25 protein-coding genes are annotated in these 23,847 nt (G+C 40.3%); 4 read left to right on the forward strand and 21 right to left on the reverse strand.

The features are described from left to right. Positions 1–36 precede the first annotated feature (36 nt). From ACIFPW_RS09485 to ACIFPW_RS09500, 4 genes are all read right to left on the reverse strand, one after another. Positions 37–390 carry a cupin gene (locus tag ACIFPW_RS09485; RefSeq protein WP_430243759.1) on the reverse strand — a complete coding sequence of 118 codons (354 nt, stop codon included), beginning with the start codon at positions 388–390 and terminating at the stop codon, positions 37–39. Between the two features lie 330 nt (positions 391–720). Further along, positions 721–1,542, reverse strand: coding sequence for a hypothetical protein (locus tag ACIFPW_RS09490; protein ID WP_430243761.1), 822 nt, complete (start codon positions 1,540–1,542; stop codon positions 721–723). Between the two features lie 214 nt (positions 1,543–1,756). Continuing rightward, positions 1,757–3,715: an LTA synthase family protein gene (locus ACIFPW_RS09495; protein WP_430243762.1), complete on the reverse strand. Its 1,959-nt coding sequence runs from the start codon at positions 3,713–3,715 to the stop codon at positions 1,757–1,759. A gap of 432 nt (positions 3,716–4,147) precedes the next feature. Then, positions 4,148–5,632, reverse strand: coding sequence for an MDR family MFS transporter (locus ACIFPW_RS09500; protein ID WP_430243763.1), 1,485 nt, complete (start codon positions 5,630–5,632; stop codon positions 4,148–4,150). 327 nt (positions 5,633–5,959) lie between these two features. On the opposite strand from ACIFPW_RS09500, the gene ACIFPW_RS09505 reads away from it, so the two are divergent. Both ACIFPW_RS09505 and chrA read left to right on the forward strand, forming a co-directional pair. After that, complete coding sequence (locus ACIFPW_RS09505) at positions 5,960–6,268, forward strand: PadR family transcriptional regulator (RefSeq protein WP_430243765.1); 309 nt, start codon at positions 5,960–5,962, stop codon at positions 6,266–6,268. 12 nt (positions 6,269–6,280) lie between these two features. Continuing rightward, complete coding sequence (gene chrA / locus ACIFPW_RS09510; RefSeq protein ID WP_430243766.1) at positions 6,281–7,468, forward strand: chromate efflux transporter; 1,188 nt, start codon at positions 6,281–6,283, stop codon at positions 7,466–7,468. A gap of 64 nt (positions 7,469–7,532) precedes the next feature. Here the strand turns inward: chrA and ACIFPW_RS09515 are convergent, their stop codons facing one another. The 16 genes from ACIFPW_RS09515 to ACIFPW_RS09590 all read right to left on the reverse strand — a co-directional run bounded on the left by ACIFPW_RS09515 (position 7,533) and on the right by ACIFPW_RS09590 (position 21,627). Beyond that, positions 7,533–8,750, reverse strand: coding sequence for a protein phosphatase 2C domain-containing protein (locus ACIFPW_RS09515; protein ID WP_430243767.1), 1,218 nt, complete (start codon positions 8,748–8,750; stop codon positions 7,533–7,535). A gap of 80 nt (positions 8,751–8,830) precedes the next feature. Then, entirely contained in the window at positions 8,831–9,016 is a 186-nt protein-coding gene (locus ACIFPW_RS09520) for a hypothetical protein (protein ID WP_194220403.1), read from the reverse strand. Positions 9,017–9,155: 139 nt separating this feature from the next. Continuing rightward, on the reverse strand, positions 9,156–9,845 hold the full coding sequence (locus ACIFPW_RS09525) for a Na-translocating system protein MpsC family protein (protein ID WP_430243768.1): 690 nt from the start codon (positions 9,843–9,845) through the stop codon (positions 9,156–9,158). A gap of 145 nt (positions 9,846–9,990) precedes the next feature. Beyond that, complete coding sequence (locus ACIFPW_RS09530; RefSeq protein ID WP_430243769.1) at positions 9,991–10,413, reverse strand: NUDIX hydrolase; 423 nt, start codon at positions 10,411–10,413, stop codon at positions 9,991–9,993. A 6-nt stretch (positions 10,414–10,419) separates the two neighbouring features. Next, complete coding sequence (locus ACIFPW_RS09535; RefSeq protein ID WP_430243771.1) at positions 10,420–10,611, reverse strand: hypothetical protein; 192 nt, start codon at positions 10,609–10,611, stop codon at positions 10,420–10,422. A 131-nt stretch (positions 10,612–10,742) separates the two neighbouring features. Then, entirely contained in the window at positions 10,743–11,678 is a 936-nt protein-coding gene (locus tag ACIFPW_RS09540) for an aldo/keto reductase (protein WP_430243772.1), read from the reverse strand. A gap of 64 nt (positions 11,679–11,742) precedes the next feature. Next, the gene (locus tag ACIFPW_RS09545; RefSeq protein ID WP_430243773.1) at positions 11,743–12,762 is read right to left on the reverse strand and encodes a phosphotransferase enzyme family protein; all 1,020 of its coding nucleotides are present in this window, start codon (positions 12,760–12,762) and stop codon (positions 11,743–11,745) included. Between the two features lie 99 nt (positions 12,763–12,861). After that, positions 12,862–13,785 (reverse strand): ribose ABC transporter substrate-binding protein RbsB, encoded by a 924-nt coding sequence (rbsB, locus tag ACIFPW_RS09550; RefSeq protein WP_194220397.1) that lies wholly within the window; start codon positions 13,783–13,785, stop codon positions 12,862–12,864. A 10-nt stretch (positions 13,786–13,795) separates the two neighbouring features. Continuing rightward, the gene (gene rbsC, locus ACIFPW_RS09555) at positions 13,796–14,749 is read right to left on the reverse strand and encodes a ribose ABC transporter permease RbsC (RefSeq protein ID WP_430243774.1); all 954 of its coding nucleotides are present in this window, start codon (positions 14,747–14,749) and stop codon (positions 13,796–13,798) included. Beyond that, a complete protein-coding gene (locus tag ACIFPW_RS09560; protein ID WP_430243775.1) occupies positions 14,742–16,232 on the reverse strand; it encodes a sugar ABC transporter ATP-binding protein in 1,491 nt (496 codons plus the stop codon). The genes rbsC and ACIFPW_RS09560 overlap by 8 nt, the downstream gene beginning before the upstream one ends. 14 nt (positions 16,233–16,246) lie before the next feature. Further along, positions 16,247–16,639, reverse strand: coding sequence for a D-ribose pyranase (rbsD, locus tag ACIFPW_RS09565; RefSeq protein ID WP_430243776.1), 393 nt, complete (start codon positions 16,637–16,639; stop codon positions 16,247–16,249). Then, positions 16,636–17,526 (reverse strand): ribokinase, encoded by an 891-nt coding sequence (rbsK, locus tag ACIFPW_RS09570; protein WP_430243777.1) that lies wholly within the window; start codon positions 17,524–17,526, stop codon positions 16,636–16,638. The genes rbsD and rbsK overlap by 4 nt, the downstream gene beginning before the upstream one ends. Next, entirely contained in the window at positions 17,519–18,508 is a 990-nt protein-coding gene (locus ACIFPW_RS09575) for a LacI family DNA-binding transcriptional regulator (RefSeq protein WP_430243778.1), read from the reverse strand. The genes rbsK and ACIFPW_RS09575 overlap by 8 nt, the downstream gene beginning before the upstream one ends. Before the next feature lie 78 nt (positions 18,509–18,586). Beyond that, complete coding sequence (gene nei / locus ACIFPW_RS09580) at positions 18,587–19,411, reverse strand: endonuclease VIII (protein ID WP_430243779.1); 825 nt, start codon at positions 19,409–19,411, stop codon at positions 18,587–18,589. Between the two features lie 170 nt (positions 19,412–19,581). Then, a complete protein-coding gene (locus ACIFPW_RS09585) occupies positions 19,582–21,054 on the reverse strand; it encodes a potassium/proton antiporter (protein WP_303530342.1) in 1,473 nt (490 codons plus the stop codon). Between the two features lie 15 nt (positions 21,055–21,069). Continuing rightward, the gene (locus ACIFPW_RS09590; RefSeq protein ID WP_430243780.1) at positions 21,070–21,627 is read right to left on the reverse strand and encodes a tyrosine-type recombinase/integrase; all 558 of its coding nucleotides are present in this window, start codon (positions 21,625–21,627) and stop codon (positions 21,070–21,072) included. 151 nt (positions 21,628–21,778) lie between these two features. Between ACIFPW_RS09590 and ACIFPW_RS09595 the strand changes: the two genes are divergently transcribed. Both ACIFPW_RS09595 and ACIFPW_RS09600 read left to right on the forward strand, forming a co-directional pair. Continuing rightward, a complete protein-coding gene (locus ACIFPW_RS09595; protein WP_430243782.1) occupies positions 21,779–22,351 on the forward strand; it encodes a thioredoxin family protein in 573 nt (190 codons plus the stop codon). A gap of 180 nt (positions 22,352–22,531) precedes the next feature. Continuing rightward, on the forward strand, positions 22,532–23,341 hold the full coding sequence (locus tag ACIFPW_RS09600; protein ID WP_430243784.1) for a ZIP family metal transporter: 810 nt from the start codon (positions 22,532–22,534) through the stop codon (positions 23,339–23,341). 201 nt (positions 23,342–23,542) lie between these two features. Here ACIFPW_RS09600 and ACIFPW_RS09605 read toward each other — a convergent pair whose 3' ends face one another. After that, the gene (locus ACIFPW_RS09605) at positions 23,543–23,779 is read right to left on the reverse strand and encodes a hypothetical protein (protein ID WP_430243785.1); all 237 of its coding nucleotides are present in this window, start codon (positions 23,777–23,779) and stop codon (positions 23,543–23,545) included. Positions 23,780–23,847: the final 68 nt, after the last annotated feature.

The following is a 23,847-nucleotide window of genomic DNA, read 5'->3' on the forward strand; positions in this document are numbered from 1 at the left end:
TATTATCTTTTTAACTGTTCGTTCTTACACTTCCGGTTACTCCTTCTCCTTCATAAATAACTCTGGATCCATTTCCCCTTCGATCGCAATGGCAGTCAATCCATTCTCTGATGTGGTCTCATGCCATTCGTCTATATTCCAAAAAACAGCATCTCCTTCTCGTACTTTTATTAACTCATCCTCTTCTCCTCTCACAATACCTTCACCTTTGATGATTAACAATAATTGAGGCGTCACAGCTTGATGGAACCCAATTATCCCTTCTTTGTCTAAATACATAACTCCAATATGTACGCTTCCCTCTGTTTGTGAAATTCGGGACATGATGAAGTTTGATCCGAACTTCGTTATTTCTTTTCCTGCCGATTCACCAAAATGATAAATCTTCATATGTGCTACCTCCTCATATAGACCTAGCACCTTCATCTTTTCTACAGTAGCTTTGAAGGACCGTTCTATATTACCATAGTAATGTTTTATTTCCACTTATTCCTATTTTGAAACCTCCTTACATTACTCATTCCCCTCCTCATTCGGTCATTCTTCTAACCGTATTCGATTAATAATGGAATTTCCCTGCTAATTTGTACTTTACCAAGGCTATAAACATTATTGATTTTATGACCATTTACACTCGATTGAGCCAATAATCGAGAATCAACAGTATAAACTACCAAAGCTTTTACAAAAGAAAACCTCCTTTATAAGGAGGCTTTCTCTTCACGTATGAAACAACTTACCTTCAAGCGCTTTTATATATCGAGTCGCGGATAGCTGAACAGATTGATCAGCATTGAATTTCACACTACGATGAAACGCATTGTAAAGCCGATCATATTTTAACGACTTCACCTTTTGGGCCATCTCTTCCACCTTTAATGCTGGCAAAGGGATGAGGTTTGGATAGCTATACATAAAGCTTACCCACTCCTGATCAGCTACTACTTGAATAATGTCTCCAGTTAAGAGCAAGCCCCTTCCTTCATTGCCTTCTGGTACATGAAGAACTGCTCCTCCTTGGAAATGGCCGCCAAGGCGATAAATTGTTAAATCAGACGTTAGCTTTAATTCCTCCCCACTCCAAAAACGAATCATTTCAGACTCTCTCATCACCCACTCAGAGTCATCTTCATGAATGTAAATGGGAACGTTAAAGGCTTCTGCCCATTCGACTTGTGCAGAGTAATAATGGGGATGCGAAAGAGCAATTGCATCTAAGCCACCAAGATCATTGATCTTTTGGATAGTATCCGCATCAATATAAGAAATGCAATCCCAAAGCAGATTAAAACCTTTACTCTGAATGTGGTAAGCTGTTTGTCCAATCCCAAAGGTGGGGGCTGTCGTCACACTATGTAGTCCTTTTTCTTCCTCAATGATCTGGTTTTGAAATTGAGCTGCTTGCATTTCCTCCATTGTTGTCCACTCTTGTCCTTCAGGGTTAACGTATTGCCTTTCTTCTTTACAAATAGGGCATGTATCCGGATTCTTTTCCATCATCTCATATTGCGTCCCACAAGTGATACAGATCGGTCGCTTCATTCCTATCTCCCTCTTTCCAAAGATTGATATCTATATGGAAATGATAACCTACTTAAAGAAACAAAAACTCTAGCTATTTACTTATTTTCATCTACAACTTTAGATGGAGATAGGCTATGTTTAACTTGAATAAGCCAAAAATGGTGAATCACCAGCATGCACTAATCTTGCACATAAAAAAGCAACCTGCCACATAAGGCAGGTTGCTTTGTCATTATTTCTGTTCTTTTTCTTGAGCTGGATCTTCTTGTACTGGTTCCATTTGATCCACAGTATAGTTGTAATCGTTACGATCAACAGGAGTGAAGCCTTCAGGTTCATAGAAACGAAGTAGGTCACCATAGACGACTTTGTCTGATAGTTCCAGTGACTCTTCGACAAACTGTCCTGCCTGCTCACATGCCTCTGCGTCTACTTTTTCTCCTGTAGGATTCGCATAGCATTTCTCGTTGACAGATGTTACTTCTGGTGTTACAAAATCGCCATTTCGGAAAGGTACAATCTCACGGTGATCTTCTGAAAGAAGATCGGATCCGAATGAGATAAAATCATCTGTTTCAACACCTAGTAGGTGAAGAACGGTATCACGAACGTCCATATGACCACCATATTCATGTACTTGCTTTCCTTCTACGCCAGGGGCCGTGATGAAAAGAGGGACACGCTGTAATTGAGCATTTTCATATGCGCCGACCTCTTCTCCCATTACCTCTGACATCGCCGTATTATGGTTATTAGAAATACCATAATGGTCACCATACATGACAATCATTGTATTATCGTAAAGACCTGATTCTTTCAGATCATTAAAGAATTGTTCAATCGACTCATCCATATATTTAGCTGTTTGGAAATAGCCATTTACGACTGAGTCATTTGTTTCAAGTGTTGGGAAATCAACATCACCTTCGTCCATAGTAAACGGAAAGTGGTTTGATAAAGTAAGCATTTTCGCTTCAAACGGTTGTTCTAGACTTTCAAGATATGGAATGGATTGTTCAAAGAACGGCTTATCTTTAAGACCATAGTTATGAACATCTTCTTCATTCATATCGTAATAACTTGAATCAAAGAATTTCTGAATACCAAATGACTTATACATTTCATCACGGTTCCAGAATGTTTTCCCATTACCGTGTAGGGAAGCTGTGGAATAACCTTTTTGTTCAAGAATCGCAGGCTGTGCCTGGTAAGTGTTACGCGCTTTTTCCATTGCTACTGATCCACTTGGTAATGGATAGAGAGAATTCGCCATCATAAATTCTGCGTCAGACGTTTTCCCCTGACCAACCTGGTGGAAGAAATTATCAAAATAGAACGTATTCTGATCTTCAATAAGACTATTTAAGAATGGTGTTACTTCCTGACCATCTACTTCTCTTCCGATCACGAAACTTTGAAGTGATTCTAATGAAATGTAAATCACATTCATCCCTTCAGCCTTACCGAAATACTCTGGGTTTGGTTCTGTACGGTTTGCTTCTACGAAGTTTCTTACGTCCGTTAAGTCATCGCTACTTGCGAATGCACTCTGAGAGCTTGACTTAACTGTCGTCACGGCATCAAAGATTTGGTAATTGAACTGTCCAAGATACTTCACAATATACGTACGATCAAAAGCACGCGTTAGTAATTCAGGACGATCAGCTTCAGCAAGCCCCAGGTTCACTGTAAAGAATACTGCTGCTGATGCGAAAACAAGCGCGATTTTCTTCTTTTTCATCGCTACTTGTGGCTTGATAACTTTAAACAAAATCAAGCTAAGGATAAGCAGTGTATCAATGAAATAGAAAGCATCCGAGAACTGCATTAAAGCAAAAGCACTATCTTTTAATTCTCCTGCATCATTCGTATGCATCACAGTCGGTAGTGTAATAAAGTCATTAAAGAATCGGTAGTACACAACGTTTGCATAGAGAATAAATGAAAGTACAAAATCAATAATGAGGATTGCCCATGCTCGTTTACGTCCTTTAAAGAACAGCGCAAATCCAAAGAATAGAAGTAATGAACTAATTGGGTTTAAGACTAATAGGAACGATTGCATACCATTTTGAATTCCAAGATCAAATTCAGTCTGATAGACAGCGTACATTTTTAACCAGAATAATAGAATCACGCCAATGAACAGTGTCCATGGCTTATTAATCTGACTGCTTAATTTATTTCGCATGTCAGTTGAAGACCTCCTTGTATGTGATACAAATATCTTTTTAATATATTTTAATTGTAAATTTGTAAATTCTTTTTAAATCCTAATACTTGAGTATAATACTCCCTAGAAAATTTAATGTCAACTTCCACTCTAGGAGAGCATAAATCATTGTCCTTCTATGAAAACGTTCTTTTAACACATTAGTAAAGTTACCTCGCAAATCGTAACCCTACTGTTAAAGAATAGAGAAAATAAGGAAAGGAGCATACATTATTTGGGATGTAAATGTAAAATACCTCCATTAATTTCTTTCTCTTTCTTAAACTCATTTAAACCATCTACATCTTTTCAATTATATTACATTTTCACTTTCTACAAAAAAGCATAAAGTCGCATATTTGGTTACAGAGTTGTGACAACTAAAAAAGCGCCTCAAGAGAGACGCTTTTCTTATTCATTTACAGCTTGTGCTTCAGGTTGCCCTGTTTGATCTTCAGGTAATGCTTTTCGAATAAAGAGAGCCACTAAGAAACCAACTATAGCAAATCCAAATGCTACAAGATAGACAAGTTCAACTCCTGATACGAGTGACTCGCTAATGGTTTGTGGGTTTGCTGGGTTTGAAGCATTATCGAGATAAGTCTGTTGTCGCGTTGTCATGATGCTAATGAAAACAGAGACACCGATCGCTCCTGAAACAGGTTGTAGCGTGTTCATAATGGCCGTGCCATGCGGATAAAGTTTTTTCGGAAGACCATTTAATCCATTCGTTTGAGCTGGCATCATGATCGCTGAAATCGATAGCATGAGTAAGATGTAAGTTACAACGATTAATGTAATCGATGTATTTATCCCTAGCTTACTAAATGTAAACATCACACCTACAAGGACAAACGTTGCTGGGATAATTAGTTTTCTTGGACCAAACTTATCAAATAATTTCCCCATCACCGGTGACATCAGTCCATTTAACAGCGCTCCCGGAAGGAGAATTAACCCTGCCGTTTGAGGAGTTAATGCTAGCGGTCCTTGCATGTACATCGGAAGGATAATTTCTGATGAGAACATGGCCATAATGATGATGATAAACAACAATACGGCTACAGTGAACATCGGATATTTAAACACTCGCACATCCAGCATCGGCTCTTCTAATTTCAGCTGCCTGATCACAAAAATAACGAGGGAGATAACTCCAATAACGAGAGGATAAAAGACTTGTGGTGCTAAATAGCCAACCTCTCCCTCTCCGGCAAAGCTAAACGCTAGAACAATTCCCCCAAATCCAATAGTAGATAAAAGGATGGAAAGCACATCTACTTTTGGCTTTGTTACCTCTCCAACATTTTTTAGGAATTTATAGCCAAATGCGATTGAAAATAACGCGAATGGAATAACCGTAATAAAGAGATAACGCCAGCCGAGCTGATCGACGATAATGCCTGAAAGAGTTGGTCCAATTGCAGGAGCAAACATAATAACAAGCCCAACTGTCCCCATAACAGTACCGCGTCGTTCTGGCGGGAATATAAGAAGAAACGTGTTAAAAATAATTGGAATTAATAATCCAGTACCAACTGCTTGTAAAAGCCGTCCGCTTAAGAGAACGCCGAAAGTTGGCGCAATTGCACATATGAGCGTTCCTATTGTAAATACGGTCATTGTGCCGATAAACATCTGTCTCGTTGTAAACGACTGAAGAAGAAGCGCCGAGATTGGAGTTAATATCCCCATCACAAGCAAGAATCCTGTAGCCATCCATTGAACTGTGGCAGGCGTTACACTAAATTTCTCCATTAAAGTAGTTAACGCGATATTCAAAAGTGTTTCATTTAAGATGGCAAAAAACGCTCCGATTATAAGAGAGATCATGACTGGTTTGACGTTGAAATTCGGATCGTCAGCCAAGAATTCGTATGTTTGTTTTTCCTCCATCTATTCCCCTCCTTTTTCTATGACGGTTGCGTACAAAAAGATGTATTTCTATTAGGATTTACCGTTCAAATGTCTTCTAAACAACAGTCCATATCTTACTATACCTGAAGAAGTAATAAAAGAAATTAGCTTATTCTTTCCTTTAAAAATAGGATTCATTAAATCAGCTTACTGCTCCTTCACTCCAATACTTATCAGAACGAAATATTAAAGGTTTGTAAATAAGCTTGGCAAGACCTTGTTTAACTTCCTACTCCACTATACAATAATAGCGATACCAATATCGCAATTCGATATCGATTTGCAATATCAGAGAGGTGGCTACTTTTGGATAATAAAATTCTGCGAAAGCTTTTTCTAGGCTTCATTCAAATCCATATTCTCCATCATGCTAAGGAAGAACCGATATATGGAACCTGGATGCTTGAAGAACTGCGTGAACATGGCTATGAAATGAGCTCGGGGACCTTATACCCGATCCTTCACAGTATGGAGAAAGACGAACTGCTGACCAAAGCAGAAAGCAACGTAAATGGGAAAATTCGAAAATACTATCGCACGACCGATAAAGGTGAACAAGTCTTAGCAGAAGCTCAATCAAAAGCCTATGAGCTATTTAAAGAAATTAAAGACTAACGGAGGACAAACATGCCTGGTAAACATAGCTTCAAAACATTTATTGAAATACTTCTTGTATCATCGCGACTTGGTCTTACTTCATTCGGAGGGCCAGTTGCTCATCTTGCCTATTTTAAAAATGAATATGTCGATCGAAAAAAGTGGCTTGATGATAAAATGTACGCTGACATTATTGCTCTTTGTCAATTTTTGCCTGGACCTGCAAGTAGTCAGGTAGGAATTGCAATCGGAATGATGCGCGGCGGGATGCTCGGTGGTTTCCTATCCTGGTTTGGCTTCACGATCCCATCCATTCTTATTCTTGTCATCTTCGCCATGCTTTATCAAACCTTCTCACTCGGAGATGGGATTTTCATTCATAGTTTAAAAATTGTCGCGGCTGCTGTCGTTCTACATGCCATCATTGGCCTAGGAAAGAAACTCACACCTGACCGAACGAGAATCGCGATCGCATTAGCGGCAGCACTCATTATGCTCCTCTATCCCTCAGCATGGATGCAACTCCTTATTATCGTAGGCGCTGGACTGCTTGGGTTACGTCTTTTCAATGATAAGACAGAATCTAACGTAAAACCGTTTCCTGTTTCTTTATCAAAAAAAGTTGGTGTATGTGCGCTTATCCTTTTAGTAACGCTTTTAATCGCATTACCTATACTCAACCGGTTTACCGATAACGCTCCGCTTCATTTATTTGACATGTTCTTTCGAGTTGGAGCGCTTGTATTCGGCGGTGGTCATGTTGTGCTTCCGATGATCGAACGCGAAATTGTTCCACAGGGACTTCTCTCAGCTGATCAATTTTTAGCTGGATATGGAATGGCCCAGGCTGTTCCAGGTCCACTGTTTACGTTCGCAAGCTACCTAGGTACAATGTTAGAAGGGTTTACAGGTGCTATTGTCGTCACAGTGGCGATTTTCTTACCTTCTTTCCTTTTGATCACGGCAGCACTCCCTTTTCTAAACGAGTTACGACAGCGTGCTTCATTCCAAAAAATATTAATCGGCGTGAACGCGAGCGTTGTTGGAATACTATTGGCTGCCTTTTATGATCCCGTTATCAAAAGTGCCATAATAAAAGGAGAAGACTTTGCCCTTGCAGCGATTTTATTCGCTCTCCTTTCAATTTGGAAACTCCCCGCATGGATGATCGTTTTAATCGGAGTCATCGGTGGTTATGTGATTCAGCTTATAAGTTAATGAAAGAAGACGTCGCAATAGCGACGTCTTCTTTCATTAACCATTGTTACTTCCATGTGAGTCTTTATTGATCACTTGGCATCAAACCATCTTCACATATGGTAATGTCCCAAGCTAAAATCGTCGTACTGTCTCTTACATTCTTATTCTTTATTTCCTCTAATAACCTATGGATATCCTCCTTAATAAAATCGCCCTTCAATCGATCGGACACTTCCTCTGATTGATGAAAATTCGAATTCGGACATTCAAGAAGTCCATCCGTTGTTAAAAAGATACGATTTATACCTTTTCTCAGCTCCTTTGTTCCTGTGCTAAAGCATGGAACGATCGTATCAAAGGTGTTCACTTCACCAATCCATTCATAGAAACTGCGATGGTTTTGAATCGCTTCCCCAAGCCCCTCTAAATCAGCGTGCAATAGAAACAACAAACAATCACCAACTGAGAACCACCATAAATACTTGCCTTTCCTAACAACGAGCAAGCATGCCGTTTCTCCTTCTACTTCCCTGCATTTTTGTTTAAAGTCTTCATCTTGGAAAAGCGCTAAGACTGTTGGCTGCAATTCACTCATCGCTTCTCTCGTTTCTTTGGCTATAATGCTTGAGATCGTCGAACGGTTCCGCTCAAACTCATCTAGAATTAGCCCTGCACTACTGGCGGTTTTATGCGCATCTAAAACCATGGCTAATTCCCAATCAACACCATTCCAAACAAGACATCCATCTTCGTTCTTCGTTTGACCAGCTGATGAATTTCCACCAAATCGCCCCACGTGAACTTTCCCAACTTGAGAACACGAGGGCTCATCTAGATATGCTTTCTCACTACCTACCCATCGTATACTGTTTCCTTCACTACGGTTATTCTCACTGAGCTCCGTTTCACCCTTATGGATTGCAAGAGATTGGGCCAGTTCTTCCGGATATACATTCAAAGTCTTTAATTTAGCTAACGATACCCAAACAGCCTTATACGTTCCACGACGATAATCATCCGTCATAAATTCATCGCCTGATCCGCTTCCAAAATCCCCCTGAATAATACTAGCCTTATAGTAATAATCTTCTCTATCCTGGAGGGTACAATATAGCTCTGACAGCTGTACCTCCACACCGAGCTCTTCAACAGCTTCTCTTCTTGCAGCTTGTTCAGGCGTTTCGTTCGTCTCAATCCCGCCACCTGGAATCACATAATATACTTTCCCATTTCGCTTTCGCTCTATTAGCGCGATCTGATTATTCTCGATAAGAATAACTCCCGCTCTTTTTCTTAACACTAATGTTCCCCCTTAATCCGACTGCTTTAACATACTTACAACATTCGTAACTCAAGGGGGAACCTCCTTCTTTCTTTATATTATTGAAGACTCCCCTTACAAAAACTGCATATTTCATAAGATTTTTTTTCAACCAGTTTTCGAAGATACAAAGGGTCATGTGTCCCCTCCCTTTCTTGAACTGGAGTAGTATGGAATTCACATTGATCTCCAGCGAAAGGCGTGCGATGAATCACTCGTTTTGAGTGATCAATTAAATATTTCATCATTTTCCTCCTTGAATCATTTTTGGATGATAGGTACTTAACAAACTAGGAAGAAAATAAAAAAAGCCGAAAAGAACCAGGTTCCTGGTTCTTTTCGGCTTATCACTGGTTCTATCGCCCAGTTTATTTCCACCTAATCTTAATTTGGTTTCATAATAATCGTAATGTAGCTTTTATCTAAAGTAAAATCCCAGTCTACGAAGATATCCTCCACTTTTGCGGAAAGAATCGATTCGAATTGATGATCGTGTAACAACCCTTTTTCAAGTCGTCTTTTCGTTAACTTGAGTTCCTCTTCAAAACCATCGCGAATTAACTCTTTTTCAATCCGAACGAGAATACCTTCTCGAAGAACAACTAACGTACGATCATTCAACTTACAAGAGTCTACGTTTTCAGGTGCTTTTTCTGCAAGCTTACTAACGCGAATGATCTGATCATGAACTTGCTCTTTTTCTTTATACCCTTCAAGTTCGCGTCCTTCAAATGAATTCACTTCTTTCATCACACCAACAATGATACCTGATCGGTTATGAAGCGACCAATCATGGTAGAACGATTCAATCTCAATATCCGCCATCACACGGATAGACGCTTTGATCTCAGGAAGTAATCCAAGCATGAGAAGATCTCTTGTTTCTTCTACACGCATATCTTCTTTCTGATCGACTAGAACGCGTTCCATAGGTGCTAGAAAGTCACGAAAATAGATTGTCATGTAAGGCTCTTGAATCGACACATAAACAGACGATGGCCCTTTTCCAAAATTATCTCTTAACAGCTTGCCAACATAGCTGGCAATTTCAGCTTCATTTGATTTCCGTTCCATTAAGTTCATCCTTTGTTTAGACAGAAACATATTATTCCCCGTCCAGTAATCATTATAGTAGTCTTTCCTAATCAATGAAAGAATATGGATTGATTTTGATATTTCAATTAGATGACAGTGTGTTGTGAACGAAAGAAAATTCCTATTAGAACTGATTCAACACTTGATCTAATCCATTAGGGTAACAGTATTCTATATCATTAAGTATGTCTTCGACCGCTAACCACTCTGCCACAGCATCCCCTTCAATAAAGGAAAATCTTTCTTTCATATAATGAGCCTCATCAATAAACGAAACCGTATACAATTGAATCAATTCATGAGACCATTTCTGATCGATTTGAAACCTATTTTCGAGACACGTTATGTATTTCTCTACTTTTATATCAATACCTAGCTCTTCTTTAAATTCTCTCACAACCGTTTCATTAGAGGGCTCTCCTAACTCTATATTCCCACCTAATGGTCGATAATAACCTCCTAAACCATTTGAGTGCTTACCATAAAATGCTTCAACAAGAATCTTATCTTCTCTAAATAGAAGGCCGAGCGCTTTCACTTTAATCACATCGAGTTACCTCCTATTTTGATTCTTCTTTTTCCTCTTCATCACTAACCAGACGACGCGCTGAAATACTACAGCAAGGGCACCGAGAGACATGATCATTCCAGGGCGTGCCGCTCGATCATCTTCAAACAGGAAAATAAGCAGAATAGCAATGAGAACGAGAGAAAGAGTAAGAGAAAAGAGCACACCTTTTTTCAATTCGAAGTCCTCCTTTTAGGCAAGTAAGATGACCGCGGAAATAATCTACTTTCACATACACATTACCACTTAAAGCACCTTAATGACACTGAAAAACCAGAGGACATTACATCCTCTGGTTAATCCCTCTCTTACTTAAAAATTTGATCGATTCGCTGTACTTCTTCACTCGTTAACTTCACATCAAGCGTTTTTAAGTTATCAACAACCTGCTCTTGACGTTTGGCTCCTGGTATTAGGACATCAATGCTATCACGAGTTAAGTACCATGCCAGCACCATATGAGGAACTTCAACGCCTTTTGCGTTTGCCATTTCGCGAACCTGGTCAACCTTCCTAAGATTCTCTTTAAATGCCTCCCCCTGGAATAAAGGATCCTTAGCACGAATATCATCGAAGGTTGTATTCTCATCATACTTACCAGCTAGAAGTCCTGAGGCAAGAGGGAAATATGGAACAAAAGAAATGCCTTGTTCTGCCGTATAAGGAAGGAGATCCTCCTCAGCTTCGCGATGGAATAAGTTATAGTGACTTTGAAGAACGTCAACATAGCCGTCTTTATTCGCTTCTTTCAACTGCTCCAAGTTGAAGTTAGATACACCAATAGATTTAATCTTGCCTTGATCTTTCAATTCCTTTAGAGCTCCTACTGCTTCGGCTTTCGGAGTATCTTCGTCAGGAAAATGAATGTAAAATAAATCGATGTAATCTGTTTGGAGGCGATTCAAGCTATTCTCAACTGATTGCTTCAAGAAAGCTGGTGAATTATTTAAAACAACCTCTTCCCCCTTAAATTCATGAGCCCCTTTCGTAGCGAGGACGATATCGTCGCGACTGCCTCGCTCTTTAATGACTTGACCAACGAGCTCTTCTGAACGCTCTGGTCCATATATATAGGCTGTATCAAGTAAGTTAATGCCATTATCAAGTGCTGCCCTTACGAGATCTTTCCCAGTTTCTTCATTTAAGTCCGGATAAATGTTATGTCCACCAACTGCGTTCGTACCTAATCCGATAGGATTTGCTTGTAAACCTGATTTTCCAATTTGTACTTTTGCCACTTTCATTCATCCTTTCTATTAAAAGCTTCGCAAAAGTACATTACCACTTCTTACTAATTGGAAAACATCGCTACGCGTTTTCAATACGATTTTTTAATTCTTCAAAAGCTGGTTTCGCTATTAATTCGGATCGCATCAAACGCGAACGAATGCCATCCAACATCCCTTTCTCCTTATCATTCATCCGTTCAACATCAAACTTTTTATGAAACACAGTATAAAGCTCAAAGTCTCTTAAACGCAGGAAGTAAGGAATGGTCTTGAGCCACTCGTCTGAGACGTGAATTTCTTCTCGATATCCTTTCAAAAATGAACGTAAAAATTCTGTCGCAAAGGTTGAACGCTCCGTAAGCGAAGCTGTTCCACATTTTTGCCAGACAGCATAATAAACGGGGATCGCAATATCACTAATATAGTAGTGATACATACTATCGTCGAAATCGAATAGATGAATACTCTTACCATCAAAATGAAAATTGCCATAATGGACATCTGAGTGAATGAGACCAAACGTTTTTCCCGTTTCATGAAAGGTCTGTATCTCTTCGATTAATCTTTTACCTTCTATAATAATTCGGGCATCCTCTGTTTTTGAAAGATACCGATCGAATTGAAGCAGGTCACCTGCATCCCACCTCTGTCTCTTAACTGAAACCTGATTTCTCATCGAAATGTCGTGCAGTTTCCCAATTTCCTTTCCCCATGCTTCGAACAAGGGAGATCCAAATATAGGATCATCAACTTTAACCGCTCTTCCCGGTACTTTATTAAATAGACAGGCAAAGAACTGCCCATTTTCTGACGAAAAGATCTCAATCATTTTATTGTATTTTGAAGGATAAGCGCGCGCTACATGAGCGCCTTCATCGTATAAATGATTGACCCATACGAGTTCCGACTTCACTTCTTCTATTGTGCGATGTGAGCTATGAGTAAAGCGAAGGATCCAGGAGGTGTTTTTTTCTTCTACTTCAAAGACATAGTTTTCGAAATCCCCTAGCTTTTTCACACCTATCTTCTGAATACCAAACCGATCAATCGCTTCATCGACAAACGTTTGGGAGAACATTGCTTCAATCCACGCTTCCATCTCCACAACCTCCTTGTTTTCTACTATAAATAATTTCGACTCTCGTCTCACATTTCCTTTTAAACAGAAAAACGCCCCCAATAGTGGGAGCGTTAACTGTTATTCTGTCTCTTCTGTAACAAGTTTCAAAGGCACTGGTATCGTCTCGTCTACTTCGTTTCCTTTTAGTACGTCGACGCCAGCCTGAACAGCAAGAGAACCGATCTCTTCAGGTTGCTGTGCCACTGTTGCAGATAGCTTACCATCTTTAATGCTATTAATCGCATCTTCGTTACCATCAAATCCAACAACTAGAACATCTTTACCTGAACTTTGGATTGCCTGAATAGCGCCTAGCGCCATCTCATCGTTATGAGCAAAAACGGCTTTAATATCCGGATTACCCTGAAGCAAGTTTTCCATCGTATTTAACCCTTCCGTACGATCGAAGTTCGCTGTTTGTTTTGCCACAACATCAAGCTTTTCATCCGCAATATTATGGAATCCTTGACCACGTTCACGAGTAGCGGAAGCACCCGGTACACCTTCAAGCTCAGCTACTTTTGCGCCTTCACCCAGTTGTTCAACAAGAAACTCTCCAGCCATTTCTCCTCCTTTTTCATTATCAGAGGATACGAGAGTCGCCACATCACCTTTTTCAGCTGAGCGATCAAGAGTAACGACGGGAATACCGAGGCTATTCGCTGATTGTACAGCTGTTGAAATCGCAGCTGAGTCAGTTGGATTAATTAATAGAACGTCGACTCCTTGTTGAATAAGGTCTTCTACATCGTTAATCTGTTTTGCCGCATCATTTTGCGCATCGACAACAACAACATCCATTCCATTTTCCTTTGCTTCTGCTTCGACGCCATCTTTCATCGAAACAAAAAATGGATTATTTAACGTTGAAACAGATAAACCAATTTTAATATCTTCTATATCCGTTTCCTGACTCGGTTTGGCCCATTCAGGTGGCTGAAGCGAACACGCTCCAAGCACAAGCAGTGACAAACTAAGCAGAAGTGGCAATAGCTTTTTCATAGTAATCCTCCTAAGCTGCTTTTTTACGATCAATTAGCACAGCAATGATAATAACAATACCCTTAACAACCATCTGGAAGAATGAAGATACTCCAAGTAGATTTAAACCATTGTTTAACGTACCGATAATTAAGGCACCGATTAACGTACCAACAATTAATCCTCGTCCTCCGGAAAGGCTTGTTCCCACTAATACTACGGCCGCAATGGCATCAAGCTCATAAGATGTACCTGCCGTCGGTTGTGCTGAATTCAATCTAGACGTTAGAATTGCCCCCGCAAGAGCTGACAGTAGACCTGCAAGTGAATAGATCATCACTTTAATTTTATCGACTTTAATGCCTGAAATAAGGGCAGCTTTCTCATTACCACCAATGGCATAAGTTTTTCTTCCGAATGGTGTTTTATGAAGGATAATCCAAAGCACTGCGAAAGAAAGCAGCATCGTAATCGCTGGAACCGGAATACCAAGGAAATAACCTCTTCCAAAAAGTTGGAAAGCATAGCTATCGCCAAGACCTGTAATCGGATTTCCATCCGTGTACACTAGCGTTAACCCTCTGAACATCGTCATCGTTGCAAGCGTTGCAATAAATGGTGCCATCTTTCCCTTTGTAATCAATAGTCCGTTAACCATACCCATTAAAGCACCAAGCAATGAACCAATGAGAATAGCTAGAATCGGATCAATTCCGGATACCATCATCCCTGCCATAAGCGCACTTGATAGCGCTAGAATCGAACCAACAGATAAATCAATCCCACCTGTTAAAATAACAAATGTCATACCATAAGCAATTAAAGCATTGATCGCTACTTGTCTAAGTAAATTCAATAGGTTCAGTGGTTCTAAAAAACTCGGGTTCATGATGGAAACGGTTACAACTAAAACGAGTAAGCCTAATAGCGGTCCAAGCTTCTGCATGATATTCCCAACATGGTTTGTTTTTAGCGCATTATTCATCTTCTTGACCTCCTGTTGCCAGCGTCATTATTTTCTCTTGCGTTGCTTCTTCTTTTGATACTTCACCAGTCATATGACCTTCATGGAAAACAAGAATGCGATCGCTCATTCCGAGCACTTCAGGTAACTCTGAGGAAACCATGATAATCGCCACTCCTCGATCGGTTAACTCATTCATTAACTGATAGATTTCGCGTTTGGCGCCGACGTCAACGCCTCGAGTTGGTTCATCAAGAATGAGGACTTTTGGACCGATACCAATCCATTTCGCAATAACTACTTTTTGCTGGTTACCTCCAGAAAGGTTTTTGGCACTTGTTTTAGCTGACTCCGTCTTAATCGTTAGTCGTTTAATCAACAGCTCCACGAAATCTTCTTCACTCTTCTCATTGATTAACCCTTTTGGTGCGAAGCTATAGAGACTTGGTAAAGCAATGTTATCTTTTAGCGAGAAATCGAGCACAAGACCTTCTTCTTTCCGATCCTCCGTAATAAAACCTAGCCCCAACTGAACAGCCTGGTGGGGACTTTTAATAACAACTTGTTTGCCATTCAGTAGAATGTCACCAGTGTATTTCCCATCGAGTCCAAAAATGGTACGCATGATTTCCGTTCTTCCTGCACCCATTAGTCCGGATACACCAACAATTTCCCCTGATCTTACTGAGAAACTAACATTCTCAAACACACCTTTTCTGGATAAACCCTTTACTTCCAACATCGTTTCTCCAAGCTTAGGTGACCGTTCAGGGAAACGATCCGTTAATTCTCGCCCCACCATTTTGCGAACAACCTCGTCAAAGCTCGTTTCTGGAATAGGCTTTGTATCGACTGTTTTTCCATCTCGCATAACCGTAATGCTGTCACAAATGGTGAAAATCTCTTCCATTCTGTGAGAAATGTAGACGATGGAAACACCGCTTTTCTTTAGAGACCGAATAACCTGGAACAACGTTTGTATTTCGCGTTCTGTTAACGCTGCAGTTGGCTCATCCATGATAATTACTTTTGCATCTGTCATTAACGCTTTGGCAATTTCAATCATTTGCTGTTGCCCAACCGAGCATTTCCCAGCTTCCTGCTGAAGAGGAATCGAGATAGCTAACTTCTTAAATTGCTCATTCGCAATCGCTTTCATTTTTTTCGTATGAATGAGTCCCAAAGATGTAACCGGTTCCTTATTGATGAATAAGTTCTCCAACACCGTTAACTCTGGCCAGATGTTCAGCTCTTGATGAATAAAAGCGACACCGTTTTCTTCTGCTTTTTTTGGGTTATCAAAAACGCGTTCTTGTCCATCTATCACGATTGTTCCGCTGTCTTTCTTATGAAGACCTGTGAGAATGTTCATGAGCGTCGATTTCCCTGCTCCATTCTCTCCCATAAGCGCATGAACTTCGGCATCCTGGATGTCAATGTTCACTCCTTCAAGTACTTTATTTGCGCCAAATGCTTTATGAATTTCCTTCATGCTAATTTGCATGCTGCTCACCTCGTTTAAAAGATTACCCCTGAATGAAGAATACAGTTGGCATATGGCGTTGTCTCGCCTGTACGGATGACAACTTTTGCTTGCTTCGTCTTCTCCTTAAATACTTCATGATCCACATAATCTTGTTCTGTATCTTGAAGCTTACCTTTTAGCCAATCATATACCTTCTGATTGCCTTCTATTTCTTTAGCAAGCGTGACGCGTTCAACAACCATTTCATTAAGAAGTTCGTTCACAACGTCAGTAAAAGCAGGCTGACCTGGTTTTAAGGCAAGGTCGATTTTCTTCATACCGTCAGGAACCGGGAGACCAGCATCTGCAATGACAATCTGATCTGTATGCCCAAGATCTGCAAGTACTTTCGAAATATGACTATTTAACATTCCTCTTCGTTTCATTCTGATAGCTTCCTTTCAACTTCTTCACGGGTAGGCATGCCGCCCTGTGCTCCAAAACTAGTAACTGAAAGAGAAGCGGCACGATTGCCAAACGTAATGCTTTCTATCAGGTCCTTGCCTTCGGCGATCGCTGTACCAAACGCTGCGTTGAACGTATCTCCTGCCCCTGTCGTATCAACAGCTTTCACTTTAAAGGAAGGAACTAGCACCTCTTCTTTCCCATTGAAGTAGCGTACGCCAGCTGCCCCTTCCGTAATGAACACTTTTTCAGGATAAGTACGTAACGATTCACTAAGAGGCTGACCATTAAAAAGAACGTCCGCTTCATGTTCGTTTGGTGTGATATAGGTTGCACCGTCAATCACCTTTTGTGAGATTTCCCTTGCAGGTGCTGGATTAAGTAGCAACGGAACCTGCTTTTCCTCACATAGCTCTGCTACATATTCCACCGTTTCTTCAGGTATTTCTTGCTGAATCATCACTAGATCACAGCTATCAATGAGCTTAGCTGCTTTAGTGATATATGAAGGGGTAATATGATCATTCGCTCCTTTGACAACAACAATACTGTTATCACCTTCTGCAAGAATAATATGAGCTGTTCCACTCTCCACCCCTGTAACCGGTTCCACATAGTCGGTTTTAACACCATTCTTCTTAAAGTTATTTAAGATTGCCTCACCGTAATGGTCATCTCCTACACAGCCAATCATATAAACTTCTGCACCGAGACGCGCTGCAGCAACGGCCTGATTAGCCCCTTTACCCCCTGGAACAGTTTTGAATGATTCTCCTAATACCGTTTCTCCTGCTCCTGGACGTTTCTTAGAAGTAACTACTAGATCCATTGAAGAGCTTCCGATGACCGCTATTTTAGCTTTACGCATTTGGATCAACCTTTCTTGTCGTATTTCGTTCTATTAATGTCACTGGTAATTGAATCGTTTGATCAATTTCTTTTTCTTTGCGGATCATTCGCAAAAGTAACTTTGCTGCTTCTTTTCCCATTTCGTATGCAGGCTGCCTGATCGTTGATAAAGACGGGTAGGACAGGCTACTGAATGGAATATCATCGTAACCAATTAATTGTAAGTCGTCAGGTATGCTTCTTCCAAGACGAAGGGCTTCATGCAAAATCGCAATGGCAACAATATCATTACTTGCAATCACTCCGTCCGTATCTGGATACTTTGCAAAAAGCTCTTCAGCCCATGTGCCCGCATCATCAAATGCATAAGACGTTGTCGAGAGAACAGAGAAATCAACTTCTGCTTCACTTAATTCTGCAAGTGCTCCTTGAAAGCGATCCATGGCAGGCTTTACATGTGCAGGCCCTTTAATGAGAGTAATTCTTTTGGAGCCTCTCTCAACTAGTGCTCTCGCTGCGAGCCGCCCCCCTTCGATTCCATCTGCATAAACAGATGGATGTTGTGTTGACACACGATCTAGAAAGACGACAGGTAGATCAAGATTTGTATAATTCTCATTGTCTGTATTGTTTGTTGCTGAAATCATGCCAACAACTTGATTTTGTAAAAAGGTTTGAATGTAATCCAACTCTTTCGTTGCTTCTTCATCGCTATTTCCAAGTAATAACCTGAATCCTGCTCGATTGACTTCATCCTCTATCCCCCGCGCTAACTGAGGGAAAAAAGGGTTCGTAATATCTGGTAGAAGCAATCCTATAAGACGTGATTCTCGTTTATAGAGTGAGCGCGCTACTTCATTTGGACTGTAGTTCAAGCTTTTGATCGCATCCATCACGCGTTTTCTCGTTTCTGCACCAACGTAACCATTATCGTTTAATACACGAGAGACGGTAGCAACAGATACGCCTGCTCGCTCTGCTACATCTCGAATTGTAGCCATTTGCTTCACTCCTTCAACATTGTGTAACCGGTTACAGATAATTTACCACAAGCATGAATCCGCTTGCAAGTTTTTTTCTTATATTTTCGACTGACACGTAGGACAGAAGTATAATCTTCTTGAGCCCGCTTTGATTTTTTGAATCTCTGTTCCATCATTTCGGCACGGCTCTCCTTCACGATTAAAGACCCAGTGCCTGTATTTCGAACGCGTCTGTCCTTTTTCCTTTAACTTCATAGCAAGATCAATATCGTTTGTAATCCCGTTATGCCTATATGACCGTTCAACAAGAGTGATCGTTGCCTCAGCAGCTTTGTCTAATTGCTGATCTGTGCAGTCCATTGGACGTAAATCAGGATGAATTCCTGCCAGAAAGAGAATTTCACTTCTTAAATAGTTACCAATTCCAACTATAAACGATTGATCTAATAGTAACGATGTCCACTTTTTTCTACAAAACTCCTTTGATTCAAATCGTTCCTTCAATTGTTCAGCGCTTACTTCCTCACTAAGCAAATCCGGTCCAACTTTCGCTATAAATGGATGAAGAGGCACTTCTTCATCGCGTAGAACTTCAATATCCGATGCACTATAAAGCAAAGCTGACTTCTTCTCATTATGTAGCGCTAAGCGAAGCTGCCGATTTGTTTTTGGATAGTTGTAGGCATTACGAATCACCCATTTTCCATATAGCTGGTTATGGGAATATATTGTATAGCCGTTATCGAAACGAATGAGCATTGCCTTTCCTTTCGTATCTACCCTCTTTACCTCCACTCCACTTAATAAGGATTCATAGCCCTTTAGCTGTTCGAATGCAAAGAAAACATCCATCACGCGTCCTTTCAGTAATGCTTTTTCCACCTGATCAGCAGCTCTTCTAATTTCTGGACCTTCAGGCATAATCTATGACCTTCTTTCTGGATTCGTAGATTTTTTCATTTGATTTGAAGAGGGATGGTTTAGGAACAAAATCCTTCAATGATAAAATTTTCCCCTTCCTTCTATAAACTAAACGGCTGAAGGGGCTCTCCAATGGAGAACCCCTTCAGTGATACCTACTAGTTTTTTTCTTATCCACCAATGGTCTTGCGGATCCCTAATACTTTTTCTAACTCTGATTTCTTTTGATTCTCCACGAGAATATAAAGCACATCGTTGACTTTGATTTTGGTATCTCCAGATGGCGCAATCAGCTCATCTCTTCGAATAATCGCACTAACGAGCACTTTATCCGGGAAGGATATATCGGATAGTTCTTCTCCAATCAATTTAGAAGAAGAAGTAATCGTATAGGGAATCATTTCTGCATTTACCGTTGTCGATGAAACCAGCTCTAGAGAATGAGAAGGCACATGTACCTCAGGACCTGTTAAACCTAACTTTTTCCCCACAAATGGTATGGTTGCCCCTTGAACAAGAGCTGATGTAAGGACAATAAAGAATATGAGATTAAAGAAAAGCTGGCTATTTTCTAACCCTTCAAGTAGCGGGAAGGTTGCTAACACAATTGGTACAGCCCCTCTTAATCCCGCCCAAGCAAGGAAGCTTTTTTCTTTAATTGTAAATTTAAACGGAAGACTCGAAAGAAACACTGCAATCGGACGAGCAATAAAAATCAAGATGAGAGAAAGGGCTAATCCTTTTAATACAATCCAAGTTGAGAATAATTCAGAAGGATTTACTAGGAGACCTAGCATAATAAACATCAATATTTGCATCATCCATGCAATTCCATCATGAAACCGGAAAATCGCTTGTCCATACGGAAGACTTTTCGTATTACCAAGGACAAGGGCAGCAGCGTAAACGGCAAGCAGACCGCTTGCGTTAATCAAATCTGTCGCGCTGTATGTAATTAAGGCAATGGCAATCGAAAGAACAGGATATAAACCGTTCGATCCCAACTCAACTTTCTTCATTGCCCAGGATGCTAAATACCCGAATAGTACGCCTAATAAGAGTCCAGCTCCCATTTGCCAGAAGAATGAAAGAATCACAGATGCACCAAATGTTTTCTCTCCGATGGCAAGTTGTAATAAAGCAAGTGTTAGAAACATCGCCATCGGATCATTCGAACCCGATTCAGCTTCGAGCGTAGATTGTAGTTTCCGCTTAATGTTTTTTCCCTTCAATACGGCAAAAACAGCGGCAGCATCTGTTGAGCCTACAATCGCACCTAGAAGCAGCGCTTCATTCCAATTAACATCCAAAATCATTTTGGCAGCTACACCAAATAAGCCTGAAGTCACAAGGACCCCTACTGTTGCCAATGATAATGAAATAGGAAGAACAGCCTTTGTACGACGCCATTCGGTTTGCAAACCACCATCAAATAGAATGAGTACGAGTGCTAATATCCCAAGTGACTGCGTGAGTGACGCGTTATCAAAATAAATATACCCCAGTCCGTCGCTACCAAATATCATTCCAACGATAATAAATAATACGAGTGCCGGTACGCCTAAGCGAGAAGAAAACTTCGCCATGAAAACTCCGCCAATTAAAAAGATGGCGCTAAATAAAATGACTATATTCGTCTCCATCGATTTCCCTCCCTTCTATAAATGAACATCAATTTTCAGTTTCGGAATCTGAGCAGAATTTATACCAATATATTTTAATGTTTCACTTCTAGTTGCATGACCATATATCTTCTGAATTAATGACACAGCAACTCCCTGTTGAAAGGCATGATAACCAAATGTTTTCCTTAAACTATGGAAGCTAATCGGTTGATCTAATCCCGCCTCTTTCCCAGCTTGGGATAAGATTCGATGAACCTGCTGTCTTGTAATGGGGTGTGTCGGGTCTTTTTTCGTATGAAAAAGATAATAGTTTGTCTTTTGAGGTCGATTATCCATGTAGCGTGTAAGCGCGCGCTTTACTTCTGTATTGAGGTAAATATCTGTAGTTTCTGTGATAGAGGATTCAAGATAATCTTTGAAAGACTCATTGTTCATAACATCATGAAGAGTGAGATGTAAAAGAGGTGTTAAACGAATACCGGTATTAATACTGAGAATAAAAAGCAAATAATCTCGTTTTGATCGATTTATTAACGCTTCTTTTAAATGATAGATCTGTTTTGTATTTTGAATAGCTTCGACGGCATTCACTCTTATCACATCCTTTAATGTGACTCAATTGTATCACAGCATAGGTTATGTCACTATTGATATGCTTCTTTGAAAGAATGCTCCTCTGTAAAAAGGAATTCGTGTCTCTTTCGTAGTATAATAACTGTGTAGGAATAAAGGAGGGCTCTCAATGAATCTAACAAATTGGTTTGACCAGGGTATGACGATGCAACAATACATTCATAGTATGGACGAGCATAAAGATGATTTATTAACCATCTACAATCATTTCGAGCTCGAAAAATCCAATCTTGAATTTCTTCATTCTCTTCAATCTGAGAAACTAAGTGCCCTTGTGATAACGGCTGACTGGTGCGGTGATGCGATGGTAAACCTTCCTATTTTCATGAGAATGGCTAATGAGGCCTTAATAGAATGCAAATATTTTATCCGCGATAACTATCTTGAATTGATGGATCTCTATTTAACGAATGGAACAGCGAGATCTATTCCAATCATCGTTTTAATTGATTCAGAGGGTAATGAAGTTGGAAGATGGGGACCACGTGCTCCTGAAGTTCAAGCATATGTGGACCAAGCCAAACAGGCCCTTCCTCCAAAAGGAGATCCGAACTTTAAAAAGGCCTTTCTTTCTTTTATAAGCGAAACGACTGAACGTTTTACGACTGATCATGACATGTGGACGCATATAAAGGATGATATGCTCGCAATGCTGAGTCAATCGGTAACAGTCACAAAATAATAAATCCAAAGCTTGGCAAATGCCGGGCTTTTTTCATGCCATTATAAAATGCTCTATGCAATTCACTAATGTTGACAGTCGACACCAGTCGCATTAGACTTGAGGGTATAGATTTTTCCTGAAGGCAAAAAATATGACGATAGGAAATAATAGATAGATTCTTAGAAGGAGAGTTTACTCATGGGTGATTGGATTGTTGGATTAAGCCCTGTAACACAGGCATTCTTATTTACGTTGTTTACATGGGGCGCCACAGCACTTGGGGCATCTTTTGTATTCTTTACTAGAACCGTCAATCAGAAAGTCTTTGATGGTATGCTCGCATTCGCAGGCGGAGTTATGATCGCTGCAAGTTTTTGGTCCCTGCTCAGTCCCGGAATTGAAATGGCTGAACAACAAGGAGTACCAGGCTATATTCCTGCAGTTGTTGGTTTTCTATTAGGAGGGTTTTTCCTTCTTCTCGTAGATCGCATCTTGCCTCACATTAATGAGGATTTGTACTTTAAAGAAATTAAAGATAAAAAAGCAAAACACCGCACAGCGATGCTTGTTTTCTCCATTACAATGCACAATATTCCAGAAGGTCTAGCTATTGGTGTAGCATTCGGAGCTGTTGCTGCAGAATTTTCAACCTCCACACTTGCTGGTGCCATTGCGCTTGCAATCGGTATCGGGATACAAAATATCCCTGAAGGAACCGCCGTTGCTGTTCCACTTCGAGGTGACGGTATGTCCAGAGCCAAAAGCTTTTTCTACGGGCAGCTATCAGGAATTGTTGAGCCAATTTCTGCCGTAGTGGGTGCCTTAGCGGTTATCTACATTCAACCTTTACTACCGTATGCACTAAGCTTTGCTGCTGGAGCAATGATTTTCGTAGTAGCAAAAGAAATCATCCCTGGCTCACAAGAAAAGGGGAATGTGCAGATCGCATCCATCTCATTAATGATCGGTTTTTCAGTCATGATGGTCCTTGACGTAGCACTAGGTTAAGAAAGAAAGGCGCATCATCCGTAATAGGATGATGCGCCTTTTCTAATACCTTTAGTAACTGTTTCTGGTTTTAGCACAGCATTTTAAAATGCATAGCGAAATAGTCCATAATAGAGTGGAATAAGCATTATGATCGAAAAGATAACGGTTGTCATCTTTACTGTTTTCTCACTCATTCCCTCAATCGCTTCATCACTTTGATCAAAGTAGAGGACAAATAGAAGATCCCAAAGTAAACCAAGGAAAAAAAACAAATTTCCATAATAGCGCTGGGCCTATGCTGATTTCAGTAACATATCCAAATAACCCTGTCCAAGTTGTTGCTGACACGAGAAAGTCTATCTTCATTGAAGCGGTCTTATACTTTCCTTTTAACAAAAATCCTATCGCTGGTGCTCCAAGTACTCCAAGATACAAAATCCATAAAATATCCGACATTCTCAATCCTCTTTCGTTCACAAGTTCGTGACATAGGAGCCTAAGTCTACCTCGAAACTAAGCACATA

Origin of the sequence: Pseudalkalibacillus sp. NRS-1564, assembly GCF_050467905.1 — a bacterium.
GTDB classification, from domain to species: Bacteria; Bacillota; Bacilli; order Bacillales; family Guptibacillaceae; genus Guptibacillus; species Guptibacillus hwajinpoensis_B.

Coding starts and splice junctions, on each gene's coding strand:
- ACIFPW_RS09545 (WP_430243773.1), bottom strand. CDS start 12,762: ATGGAAGCGTGGATTGAAGCAATGTTCTCCCAAACGTTTGTCGATGAA.
- ACIFPW_RS09520 (WP_194220403.1), bottom strand. CDS start 9,016: ATGAAATATTTAATTGATCACTCAAAACGAGTGATTCATCGCACGCCT.
- rbsC (WP_430243774.1), bottom strand. CDS start 14,749: ATGAATAATGCGCTAAAAACAAACCATGTTGGGAATATCATGCAGAAG.
- ACIFPW_RS09495 (WP_430243762.1), bottom strand. CDS start 3,715: ATGCGAAATAAATTAAGCAGTCAGATTAATAAGCCATGGACACTGTTC.
- rbsK (WP_430243777.1), bottom strand. CDS start 17,526: ATGCGTAAAGCTAAAATAGCGGTCATCGGAAGCTCTTCAATGGATCTA.
- ACIFPW_RS09575 (WP_430243778.1), bottom strand. CDS start 18,508: ATGGCTACAATTCGAGATGTAGCAGAGCGAGCAGGCGTATCTGTTGCT.
- ACIFPW_RS09605 (WP_430243785.1), bottom strand. CDS start 23,779: ATGTCGGATATTTTATGGATTTTGTATCTTGGAGTACTTGGAGCACCA.
- nei (WP_430243779.1), bottom strand. CDS start 19,411: ATGCCTGAAGGTCCAGAAATTAGAAGAGCTGCTGATCAGGTGGAAAAA.
- ACIFPW_RS09485 (WP_430243759.1), bottom strand. CDS start 390: ATGAAGATTTATCATTTTGGTGAATCGGCAGGAAAAGAAATAACGAAG.
- chrA (WP_430243766.1), top strand. CDS start 6,281: ATGCCTGGTAAACATAGCTTCAAAACATTTATTGAAATACTTCTTGTA.
- ACIFPW_RS09585 (WP_303530342.1), bottom strand. CDS start 21,054: ATGGAGACGAATATAGTCATTTTATTTAGCGCCATCTTTTTAATTGGC.
- rbsB (WP_194220397.1), bottom strand. CDS start 13,785: ATGAAAAAGCTATTGCCACTTCTGCTTAGTTTGTCACTGCTTGTGCTT.
- ACIFPW_RS09600 (WP_430243784.1), top strand. CDS start 22,532: ATGGGTGATTGGATTGTTGGATTAAGCCCTGTAACACAGGCATTCTTA.
- rbsD (WP_430243776.1), bottom strand. CDS start 16,639: ATGAAACGAAGAGGAATGTTAAATAGTCATATTTCGAAAGTACTTGCA.
- ACIFPW_RS09595 (WP_430243782.1), top strand. CDS start 21,779: ATGAATCTAACAAATTGGTTTGACCAGGGTATGACGATGCAACAATAC.
- ACIFPW_RS09540 (WP_430243772.1), bottom strand. CDS start 11,678: ATGAAAGTGGCAAAAGTACAAATTGGAAAATCAGGTTTACAAGCAAAT.
- ACIFPW_RS09560 (WP_430243775.1), bottom strand. CDS start 16,232: ATGCAAATTAGCATGAAGGAAATTCATAAAGCATTTGGCGCAAATAAA.
- ACIFPW_RS09525 (WP_430243768.1), bottom strand. CDS start 9,845: ATGGAACGGAAATCAAATGAAGCTGAAATTGCCAGCTATGTTGGCAAG.
- ACIFPW_RS09490 (WP_430243761.1), bottom strand. CDS start 1,542: ATGAAGCGACCGATCTGTATCACTTGTGGGACGCAATATGAGATGATG.
- ACIFPW_RS09500 (WP_430243763.1), bottom strand. CDS start 5,632: ATGGAGGAAAAACAAACATACGAATTCTTGGCTGACGATCCGAATTTC.